This window comes from Streptomyces sp. ADMS (assembly GCF_033441795.1).
In the GTDB taxonomy this organism is placed as follows: Bacteria; Actinomycetota; Actinomycetes; order Streptomycetales; family Streptomycetaceae; genus Streptomyces.
This window is the reverse complement of sequence record NZ_JAVFVX010000005.1, coordinates 158,052-168,098: the sequence shown is the minus strand read 5'-3', so window position 1 is coordinate 168,098 and position 10,047 is coordinate 158,052. Positions and strand designations below refer to the sequence as shown.

Below are 10,047 nucleotides of genomic sequence, written 5' to 3'. Positions count from 1 at the left end.
CGAAGAGGTACAGGATCAGGTCCTGGTCCAGGGTGATACGGCCGAAGTCCATGGCCACCGTGGTGGTGGTCTTGTCCCCGGTGTGCGTGAGGTCGTCGATACCCGCCGAGGCCGACGTCATGACGGCCTCGGTACGCAGCGGGTTGATCTCCGAGACGGCGCCCACGAACGTGGTCTTGCCCACGCCGAAGCCACCCGCGACCACGATCTTCGCGGAGGTGGTGGCCCGCCCCCCGTCAGAGCTTGCGAAGTCCACTGAGCACCCTTTCGAGCAGTGTCACCGCTGGTGCACCGCCGTTGTTCTCGTCGCCGCCCGGCTGGTGGATGGCGACCAGTCCGGCCTCGGCGAGGTCCGCGACGAGGATGCGCGCCACACCGAGCGGCATGGCGAGAAGCGCCGACACCTCCGCCACCGACTTCACCTCACGGCACAGGTGGCAGATGCGCTGGTGCTCGGGAAGCAGTCCCATCAGCTGGGCCGGGTCGGCCGACGTGCTGATCAGCGCCTCGATGGCGAGCTGGTAGCGCGGCCGGGTCCGGCCGCCGGTCATGGCGTAGGGCCGTACCAGCGGCTGGTCGCCCTCGTCCTCGTACGTATGAGCGTACGGATCATGAGAGGCGGTGGGCGGGGTCATGAATCCTCCGGGCGGGACAGCGTCGGTCAGTCGTGCCGTCTGACATGGCCGGTGGGGGCTTTGTGTCGGCCGGACGGTGTTTGGTGAGGCGGGTCGATCCGGAGCGGTCAGTGGAGCAGACTGCCCTGTAGTTCGGCGCGCAGGTCTGGGGTGAGCACAGCGCCCGCCCGGTCGACCAAAAGCGCCATCTCGTAGCCGACAAGGCCGATGTCGCACTCGGGGTGAGAGAGGACCGCCAGCGACGATCCGTCCGAGACGGACATGAGGAAGAGGAAGCCCCGCTCCATCTCGACGACCGTCTGGGCCACCGTGCCGCCCTCGAAGATGCGCGAGGCACCCGCGGTGAGCGAGGTGAGCCCGGAGGCGACGGCCGCGAGCTGGTCGGCGCGGTCCCGCGGGAAGCCTTCGGACATCGCCAGAAGGAGACCGTCTGCGGACACGACGACGGTGTGGGACACCCCGGGGGTGTTGTCCACGAAGTTGGTTATCAACCAGTTGAGGTTCTGTGCCGCCTGGCTCATCTGGCTCAACTATCGCTCCTGCTGGTGAGTGGGGCTGGGGAAGCTGCCGGTCTGGTCGGAGCCGGTACCGGCCTGCCGACCCTGGGCGATGCCCCTACGGAGGTTGGTCAGCCGGCCGCGCACGTCATCGGGCGCACGCGAAACCGCCGGACCGCCTTGGTGCTGTTGCTGCTGAGCCGTACCCGGTACGAGGTTCGCACGCGGGACCCGGCGCGGAAGGCCGGAAGTCGTGACGCCACCCGCGGCCGGCTGGCGGACCCGCTCGGCCTGTCGGACCAGCTCGTCGTTCGGCGAGGTGCGCCAGGAGCCGGTCGAGGCCGGCGCGGTCGCCGGACGCGGGGGAGTCGGCGCGGAGGACGGCTGCGAGGGAGCCGAACCGTTGCCGTTGCTGATGCCGTTGGCCTGCGACTGCCCCTGCCCGTGGAACCAGTTGGTCTCCAGGGTGTCGTACAGCGGAGTACGTCCGTCACCGGGGCCGCTGGCCGGCGGCAGTGCCTCCGGCTGGGGCGGGCGCGGCGGGACCGGCTGCCGGGAGCCACCGAAGTCGGCGGGACCACGGCCCGCGCCCGGCTGCGGCCGCTCGAACTGGCCGGTGGACAACGGGTCCTGCTGGCGGCCCGGCACCGGGCCCCGGCTGTCGTAGCCGGGGGGCGCGGGGAACTGGCCGGTCGACCCGGAGTCGTACCCGGTCGGCGACGGGAACTGGCCCGTCGAACCGCTGTCGTACGACGACGGCGCGAACTGCCCGTTGTTCGGCGGGTTCTGGGGGTTCTGCTGGCCGCCGGGCGGGGTGCCGAAGACGTCCGAGCGGACGAACGACCCGTTGTTCTGCTGGCCGTTGGTGTCGGTGGAGCCACCGAAGCCGGGCACCGGGAACTGGCCGGTGTCCGAAGGGCCGCCCGGACGCGGGGCGTTGAAGTCGGGGCGGGCGAACTCGGAGGTGGCGGCCGGGTTCTGGAGGTCGTCGAGGCGGGGAATCGCCGGCATCTCCGAGGTCGCGGCGGAGCCGTGCCGGTCGTCGATGCGCGGCATCCGCGAGGTGGAGTCCGGCTCCTCGTGACCGCGCGGGGTGTCGAGCGAGGCACGCGGCACCGGAGGCTGCGCGTTCTCGTCGCTCCAGCTCGGACGGGACGGCGCGTTGCCGCCGGGCAGCTCCGGACGCGCACCGCCACGCGGCGGGAGCTGTGGACGGCGCCCGCCGCCCTGTCCCTCCGCGCGCGGCGGGGGTACGGAGCCACGCGAGCCGCCGAAGGCGTCCTGGCGTCCGGTGCTGTTGCCGAAGGCGTCCTGGTTCTGGCGCCCGCCCTGGCCGTCACCGAATCCTCCGGTGGCCTGCATGCCCTGCGGAGCACCCGGAGCCTGGCCGCCGAATCCTCCGGCGCCCGCACCGGCCGGAGCCGGCCTGCCACCCTGCTGCGGGGCGCCCGGACCCTGCGGTCCACGCGGCGCTCCGCCCGGTCCACCCGGGCGACCGTTCGCGTCCCGGCCGGGCAGCGCGGCCCGCGGGTTCTGGCCGGAGCCGACCTGACCGCGCGGAGCGCCACCGGCGCCGAGGAGCCCGCCACCGGCGGGAGCACCCTGGCCACCGCCCCGGCGAGCCGCGGCCACACCGGCGGCGGCCTGTGCGGCGGCGGGACCGCCCGTGGGGGCTCCGCCCTGGCCGGCATTGCCCGGAGCGGGCTTCTTGCCGCCCTGGGCGACATCGACGGGGAGCATGACCAGCGCGGTCGTGCCACCGGAGTCGGACGGACGCAGCTGGATACGGATGCCGTGGCGCTGCGAGAGGCGGCCGACCACGAACAGACCCATGCGGCGGGAGACCGACACGTCCACGGTGGGAGGTGCGGCGAGCCGCTCGTTGATCGCCGCGAGGTCCTCGGGCGAGAGGCCGATACCGGTGTCGTGGATCTCGATCAGGACGCGGCCGTCGGGCAGCGCGTGACCGGTGACCTTGACCTTGGTCTGCGGGGAGGAGAACGACGTGGCGTTTTCCAGCAGCTCGGCGAGCAGGTGCACGAGGTCGTTGACGACCCGGCCGGCGACCTCGGTGGTCGGGACCGAGGAAAGCTCGATGCGCTCGTACTGCTCCACCTCGGAGGCGGCGGCGCGCAGCACGTCGACCAGCGGGACCGGACGGGTCCATCGGCGGCCGGGCTCCTCACCGGCGAGGACGAGGAGGTTCTCGCCGTTACGGCGCATACGGGTCGCGAGGTGGTCGAGCTTGAAGAGGGAGGACAGCTGGTCCGGGTCGGCCTCGCGGGACTCCAGTTCGGAGATGAGCGACAGCTGACGCTGGATGAGGCCCTGGGAGCGGCGCGAGAGGTTGGTGAACATCGCGTTGACGTTGCCCCGCAGAAGGGCCTGCTCGGCGGCGAGGCGGACGGCCTCGCGGTGCACGTCGTCGAAGGCCGCGGCCACCTGGCCGATCTCGTCCCGGGAGTGCACACCGACCGACTCGACGGAGGTGTCGACGTCCTGCGGGTCGGACTCGGACAGCTGCTTGACCAGCTCGGGCAGCCGGTCCTGGGCGACCTTCGTCGCGGTGTCCTGGAGCCGGCGCAGTGAGCGGATCATGGACCGGGCCACGACGAAGGCGCCGACCAGCGATACACCGAGGACGAGGAGGATCAGCGCACCGGAGACGATCGCTTCCTGCTCGGCCTCGTTGCGCAGCTCACGAGCCTTCTGCTCCATCTCGTTGAGCAGAGTGAGCTCGATCTTCTTCATCTGGACGATCCTGGCGGAGTCGTCGTCGATCCAGTCCTTGTAGGAGCGCTTCTGCAGCCCCTGGATACCGTCCGGGCTCTGCAGGATGCGCTTGGCGTAGAGGTCGGCGGCCGTGATCGTCGGGCTGCCCTCGTCGATCGTCCTGAGGAGTTCCTCGGAGCCGTTGCCGTAGATGCTTACGAAGCTCCTGAGTTCGGAGTCCTGGCTGTTCAGCGCCGACTCGGCGTAGAGCCGGTCGTTCTCCGAGAGCCGGCCGAACGTCTTGTTGTCCTCGGGCAGCGCCGCCGCGATGACCGCGCGCTGGATGGACGCGTACTCCTTGGCCGAGGAGAAGGCGGCCAGGGAACGGGTACGCGTGATCATCTCGGGGTTGCTGGTCGCCTCGGCCATGTCCTGGGAGAGGTCGAGCAGCTGGGTGACCAGCCGGTGGTAGGCCTCGACCGTCTGTGTCGAGTTGTCCCGGTCCTCGTAGGCACTGCTGCGGATCTTGCTGAGGTCGCCCAGCGCGCTGACGAGGCCCACCAGGCTGTCGCGCACGCCTTCGAGGGAGCCGGCCTTGCTGGCGGTGTCGATCTCCTCGGCGCCGTCGATGAAGTTGGTGAGGGCGCGGTCGGTCTTGTCGCGGACGCCCTTGACGCTGTAGTCGTCCGCCGCCGCGTCGTGCGCGAGCGGACCGGCCGACTGGTCGCGCTCCTCCTGGAGCGCGGCGGAGAGCTCGGTCGCCTGCTTGGTGATGTCGGTCAGCAGCCGCATGTTGTCGAGCTGCTGGATGTCGTCCATGTTGTCGCTGATGCGCAGCGCGCCGAGCGAGGTCGCCGCGACCACGGGGAGCGCGAGCAGCGAGACCAGACGGGTCGAGATACGCCAGTTGCGCAGAGCTATTCGCGCACCGGGGCCGGTCGAGCCCTTGGGGGGCTTCACGGCCGGCACGGCGGCGCCGGTGACCGCTCCCTTGCCGCCGGGTCCGCCTGGCACACCACTGCCAAGGCGCGTCGACCGCTCGCCGTTGTCGCCGGTCAGAGCTGCCTGGCCCGGGTTCTGGGCGTGCTGGGGGGAGGAACCGTTACCGGCTCCGTTGTGTGGCTCCGGCTCCGCCGAAGCGCTGCCATCCCTCTTGAAACGTCCCTGCACTAGCGTCGCAACCTCTGGACCAGGCGCCCTTCCGCGTGAACGGACGGACGGTGTCGGCGTATAAGGGGCGCCCTGAAATACGCCCCCCATGGTGGTCGTGAGTAACCCGGCGCGGTTCCCCCCTGACGTGCCGCCGCTCGGCGCTGCTTCGCGCCCCCTGTGCGCCGGCTCGTATCCCGCGGCGGTCCGTGGAATTCCAGCACAGTGCCGGACCTCCAACAAGGCCAATGGGTCACGGTGTGACCACGATGACACCTCGTGAGCACCGCGTCACGAGGTGTAGAAAGCGATTCCGTACATAACGACCGAATCTTCACGTGTCGCATGGATAGTCACGGTGTCCAGGTCGCCATGATCAGGAGCGGAATGAGGGCTTCAGGTAAGAAATGTCCTTTTCGCGGAGGGGGATTGGGGGTCGGAATTGACCGTTTTGCCCATGGATTCGTGAGCAAACTCACATGCTGTTCCGAGGGTCTCGGTGACTTCCCCAGGGAACGCATGTTTAGCCTGACGCTTTACAGAGATGGCAAATCCGACAACCCGCGCGCGGACGGCGGCTCCCCGCCCCGCCGGGCGCCCGGACACGACAGGGTCGAGGACTACAACAGTGAAGACGACGACGATGTTTCACAACATCGCAAACCCCCGGCGCACGACGCTGGCGCACCTGACGGACGCCGACGAACTGACACCCGTCGAGCAGCCGGAGCACTCCGTGGACCTCCCCACCCAGACCGCCAACCCCCGCCGCACCATCCTCGTGGACGCCCCGGTCGCGGCCTCCGTCGCGGAGTAGTACGCGCGAGAGCCGCCCTGTCACTCAGGGCGGACCCTGTGAATACCTGTGTGTCAAGGGCGCCTCTGCCCTCGTACCCGGCTCTCCGGCGTACGGAGGTCAGGGGCGCCCTCGCTCATTGCGCGAGGCGCCCGCCCACGGCGCGTTAGCCTGGACCGTCAGACTCCAGCCGGATCGGAAGAGGGGCGCAGGAATCCCGTGCGCATCGCCAGATTCTCCATCGACGGGAACGTCGCCTTCGGCGCGGTCGAGGGTGACAAGCCGGACGAGCTAGTCCTCGACATCATCAAGGGCATCCCGTTCGCCGACTTCGAGCTCTCCGGCACGAAGGTCCCCCTCGACAAGGTCCGGCTGCTGCCGCCGGTGCTGCCCAACAAGGTCGTCGCCTATGGCCGCAACTACGCGGACCACGCGAGGGAACTGGGCAACGAGGTGCCCGACGCGCCGTTCGCCTTCTTCAAGCCGTCCACCTCGGTGATCGGCTCCGGCGACGACATCCAGTACCCCTCCTTCTCCGAGGAACTGCACCACGAGGCCGAACTCGCCGTGGTCATCGGCCGGATGTGCCGCGAGGTCCCGCGCGAGCGCGTCAAGGACGTCATCCTCGGCTACACCTGCGCCAACGACGTCACCGCGCGGGACGTCCAGAAGCGTGAGAAGCAGTGGGCGCGGGCGAAGGGCTTCGACACTAGCTGCCCCCTCGGCCCCTGGGTGGAGACGGACCTCGACCCCGCCGACCTCACGATCCAGCTCACGGTCAACGGCCGACAGCGCCAACTGGGCCGTACCAGCGAGATGATCCACTCCATCGAGGACCTGATCGTCAACATCACCGAGGCCATGACGCTGCTCCCCGGCGACGTGATCCTCACGGGCACCCCGGCAGGCGTCGGACCGCTCACCGTCGGCGACGAGGTCGCCGTCACCATCGAAGGCATCGGCACTCTCACCAACAAGGTTGTCAAGCGTGGCTAGCGCACCCGACCCCGCCGTCCGAGTACGGTTCTGCCCGTCGCCCACCGGTAACCCCCACGTGGGCCTGGTCCGTACGGCCCTGTTCAACTGGGCGTACGCCCGCCACACCGGCGGCACGTTCGTCTTCCGCATCGAGGACACCGACGCGGCCCGCGACTCCGAGGAGTCGTACGAGCAGCTGCTGTCCTCGCTGCGCTGGCTCGGCTTCGACTGGGACGAGGGCCCCGAGGTCGGCGGCCCGCACGCCCCGTACCGCCAGTCGCAGCGCATGGACACCTACAAGGATGTGGCGGCCAGGCTCCTGGAGGCGGGCCACGCCTACTACTGCTACTGCTCCACGGAGGAGCTGGACACCCGCCGCGACGCGGCCCGCGCCGCCGGCAGGCCCTCCGGCTACGACGGCCACTGCCGCGAGCTGACCGACGAGCAGGTGTCGGCGTTCACCGCCGAGGGCCGCAAGCCGATCGTGCGCTTCCGGATGCCCGACGAGACGATCACGTTCACGGACCTGGTCCGCGGCGAACTGACGTTCACCCCCGAGAACGTCCCGGACTACGGGATCGTACGAGCCAACGGCGCGCCCTTGTACACGCTGGTCAACCCGGTCGACGACGCGCTGATGGAGATCACGCACGTCCTGCGCGGCGAGGACCTGCTGTCGTCGACGCCGAGGCAGATCGCCCTCTACAAGGCGCTGACGGACCTGGGTGTCGCGAAGTGCGTACCCGCCTTCGGGCACCTGCCGTACGTGATGGGCGAGGGCAACAAGAAGCTCTCGAAGCGCGACCCGGAGTCGTCGCTGAACCTCTACCGGGAGCGCGGCTTCCTCCCGGAGGGCCTGCTCAACTACCTCTCCCTGCTCGGCTGGTCACTCTCGGCCGACCAGGACATCTTCACGATCGACGAGATGGTCGCCGCCTTCGACGTGTCGGACGTGAACCCCAACCCGGCCCGCTTCGACCTCAAGAAGTGCGAGGCGATCAACGCCGACCACATCCGGCTGCGGGACGTGAAGGACTTCACGGAGCGCTGCGCGCCCTGGCTCCGGGCCCCCTTCGCCCCCTGGTCGCCGGAGGAGTTCGACGAGACGAAGTGGCAGGCGATCGCCCCGCACGCCCAGACCCGCCTCAAGGTGCTCTCGGAGATCACGGACAACGTCGACTTCCTGTTCCTGCCCGAGCCGGCCTTCGACGAGGCGTCGTGGACGAAGGCGATGAAGGAGGGTAGCGACGCGCTGCTCCGCACGGCCCGGGAGAAGCTGGAGGCCGCCGACTGGTCCTCCGTCGAGTCGCTGAAGGAGGCCGTCCTGGCCGCCGGAGAGGCCCACGGTCTCAAGCTCGGCAAGGCCCAGGCCCCGGTCCGCGTCGCGGTCACCGGCCGCACGATCGGCCTGCCGCTCTTCGAGTCCCTGGAGGTCCTGGGCAAGGAGAAGACGCTGGTCCGCATCGACGCGGCGCTGGCGAAGCTGGCGGCGTAAGGCGGTACCCGAAACGCGGGGCGGCGGCGGTGGTTGCCCGCCCCGCGTTGTTGGGGCCGCCATTGTGGCATGTTCATGATTGATTCGGGTGAGCGTTTCCCCTTTCCGGAATCGTCGCGATCATGACTTCTCGGAGAAGAACGCTGCGGGTCACCGTCCCCGTGGGACTCGGCGCCCTCGTGCTCGCCGTCGCGGGCTCCCTGTCCACCGCGTCCGCGGAGACCTGGTGGTCGTACTCGAACGAGCGCACCGGCGCCTGTGTCACCTCGTCGACCGTGAGCGACAAGGTGTGGGGAGGTGCCTGCAACGACTCCCTCGCGACCAGGAACTGGGCCTGGGGCAGCGACACGTACACCAACGTCTACGGGGTCAATCGCAAGCTGGTGAGCAAAGCCAACGGCGAATGCCTCACCACCGACGACAAGACCGACACGAACACGGTCTGGACCAGCCCCTGCGGGGCCGCCGGCGGGCAGTGGTGGAACGGTGACCACAACATGCTCCAGAACGCCAACGGCAACTATCTGCGCACCTCCTCCAACGGAGACGCCCTTTACACGAGCCCGTACAGCGTGGTCGAGCTGTACGGCATCGAGCCGTCCCGGTTCACGTGGTGGGGCCAGCACGACTGACGCGTTCCGCGGACACGCCCCCTGGGCCGGAGTTGCCGTCGGATCATGAGGATTCGGGCCGTGGTCCGGGATGTGGACGACACCTTCTTCGGCGCTGTACCCATCGGGGGACAACCCCCGAGCCCCCGGCCGATCGGACGGTACCGTCGCTGACATGACGATCCGAGCCGTGGTCTGGGACATCGACGACACTCTCTTCGACTACACCTCGGCGGACCGCGCCGGCATGCGGGAGCAGCTCGTGGCCGAGGGCCTCCTCGACGGGTACGCGACCGTCGAAGAGGCCCTTGTTCGCTGGCGGGAGGTCACCGACCGGCAGTGGGCGCGGTTCGCGGCGAGGGAGATCGACTTTCTGGGACAGCGCCGGGAGCGGGTACGGATGTTCCTGGGCGAGGAGCTGACCGACGCCGAGGCCGATGCCTGGTTCGACCGCTACGTCGGGCATTACGAGGCCGCCTGGGCGCTCTTCCCGGACGTGGTGCCGGCCCTCGACCTCCTCGCCGAAAGCCACCGGCACGGGGTGCTCTCCAACTCCAGCCTTCGCGTGCAGGACCGCAAGCTGCGCGTGCTCGGCGTGCGTGACCGCTTCGAGTCCGTCCTGTGCGCGGCCGAGCTGGGCTTCCACAAACCGGACGCCCAGGCCTTCCACGCTGCCTGCGACGCACTGGGCCTGCCGCCGGAACAGGTGGCGTACGTCGGAGACCATCCGGACATCGACGGACGGGGCGCCGTCGAGGCCGGAATGCTGTCCGTGTGGATCGACCGCGGAGGTCTCGGCGGCGCGGAGCAGGTCTCCGCGGGCCCGCACCGGATCGCCTCCCTCGCCGAACTCCCCGCGATCCTCGGCACCGATACCCGTTTTGGAGCGCCGTCCACCTTCGGGTAATGTTCTTCCTGCGCCGCCGGACAGTGGGCCGAAAGGCCAGGATCCGGAGGAGCAAGCTAGAGCAAGAGTTCCGCAGGGGCTCGCGTTCCAGTGGCCTATGGTGTAATTGGCAGCACGACTGATTCTGGTTCAGTTAGTCTTGGTTCGAGTCCAGGTAGGCCAGCTCGCAGATTGCTTCAAATCTGCACCCGTGGAGATCAGACTCCACAGAAGCCCCCGTTGTGTAGCGGCCTAGCACGCTGCCCTCTCACGGCAGTAGCGCCGGTT

9 protein-coding genes and 1 tRNA gene are annotated in these 10,047 nt (G+C 69.4%); 6 read left to right on the top strand and 4 right to left on the bottom strand.

Features of this window, described 5'->3' with window-relative positions; all coding sequences use genetic code 11:
* The 4 genes from RB628_RS04055 to RB628_RS04040 all read right to left on the bottom strand — a co-directional run.
* A partial coding sequence (locus RB628_RS04055; protein ID WP_318318854.1) for an ATP/GTP-binding protein occupies positions 1–256 on the bottom strand: 256 nt, incomplete at its 3' end.
* Complete coding sequence (locus tag RB628_RS04050) at positions 237–635, bottom strand: DUF742 domain-containing protein (RefSeq protein ID WP_318318853.1); 399 nt, start codon at positions 633–635, stop codon at positions 237–239. The genes RB628_RS04050 and RB628_RS04055, both read right to left, overlap by 20 nt.
* Positions 636–742: 107 nt before the next feature.
* A complete protein-coding gene (locus RB628_RS04045) occupies positions 743–1,156 on the bottom strand; it encodes a roadblock/LC7 domain-containing protein (protein WP_010984127.1) in 414 nt (137 codons plus the stop codon).
* 9 nt (positions 1,157–1,165) lie between these two features.
* The gene (locus tag RB628_RS04040; protein WP_318318852.1) at positions 1,166–5,014 is read right to left on the bottom strand and encodes a nitrate- and nitrite sensing domain-containing protein; all 3,849 of its coding nucleotides are present in this window, start codon (positions 5,012–5,014) and stop codon (positions 1,166–1,168) included.
* A gap of 622 nt (positions 5,015–5,636) precedes the next feature.
* Between RB628_RS04040 and RB628_RS04035 the strand changes: the two genes are divergently transcribed.
* From RB628_RS04035 to RB628_RS04010, 6 genes are all read left to right on the top strand, one after another.
* Positions 5,637–5,810, top strand: a complete 174-nt coding sequence (locus tag RB628_RS04035) for a hypothetical protein (RefSeq protein ID WP_318318851.1) — start codon at positions 5,637–5,639, stop codon at positions 5,808–5,810.
* Positions 5,811–6,008: 198 nt separating this feature from the next.
* On the top strand, positions 6,009–6,785 hold the full coding sequence (locus RB628_RS04030) for a fumarylacetoacetate hydrolase family protein (RefSeq protein WP_318318850.1): 777 nt from the start codon (positions 6,009–6,011) through the stop codon (positions 6,783–6,785).
* The gene (gltX, locus tag RB628_RS04025) at positions 6,778–8,262 is read left to right on the top strand and encodes a glutamate--tRNA ligase (protein WP_318318849.1); all 1,485 of its coding nucleotides are present in this window, start codon (positions 6,778–6,780) and stop codon (positions 8,260–8,262) included. Before RB628_RS04030 ends, gltX begins: the two co-directional genes overlap by 8 nt.
* A gap of 122 nt (positions 8,263–8,384) precedes the next feature.
* On the top strand, positions 8,385–8,894 hold the full coding sequence (locus tag RB628_RS04020) for a hypothetical protein (protein WP_318318848.1): 510 nt from the start codon (positions 8,385–8,387) through the stop codon (positions 8,892–8,894).
* 154 nt (positions 8,895–9,048) lie between these two features.
* Entirely contained in the window at positions 9,049–9,780 is a 732-nt protein-coding gene (locus RB628_RS04015) for an HAD family hydrolase (protein WP_318318847.1), read from the top strand.
* 91 nt (positions 9,781–9,871) lie between these two features.
* Positions 9,872–9,943: transfer RNA gene (locus RB628_RS04010), tRNA-Gln, on the top strand.
* Positions 9,944–10,047 lie beyond the last annotated feature (104 nt).

Coding starts and splice junctions, on each gene's coding strand:
- RB628_RS04050 (WP_318318853.1), bottom strand. CDS start 635: ATGACCCCGCCCACCGCCTCTCATGATCCGTACGCTCATACGTACGAG.
- RB628_RS04045 (WP_010984127.1), bottom strand. CDS start 1,156: ATGAGCCAGGCGGCACAGAACCTCAACTGGTTGATAACCAACTTCGTG.
- RB628_RS04035 (WP_318318851.1), top strand. CDS start 5,637: ATGTTTCACAACATCGCAAACCCCCGGCGCACGACGCTGGCGCACCTG.
- RB628_RS04020 (WP_318318848.1), top strand. CDS start 8,385: ATGACTTCTCGGAGAAGAACGCTGCGGGTCACCGTCCCCGTGGGACTC.
- RB628_RS04015 (WP_318318847.1), top strand. CDS start 9,049: ATGACGATCCGAGCCGTGGTCTGGGACATCGACGACACTCTCTTCGAC.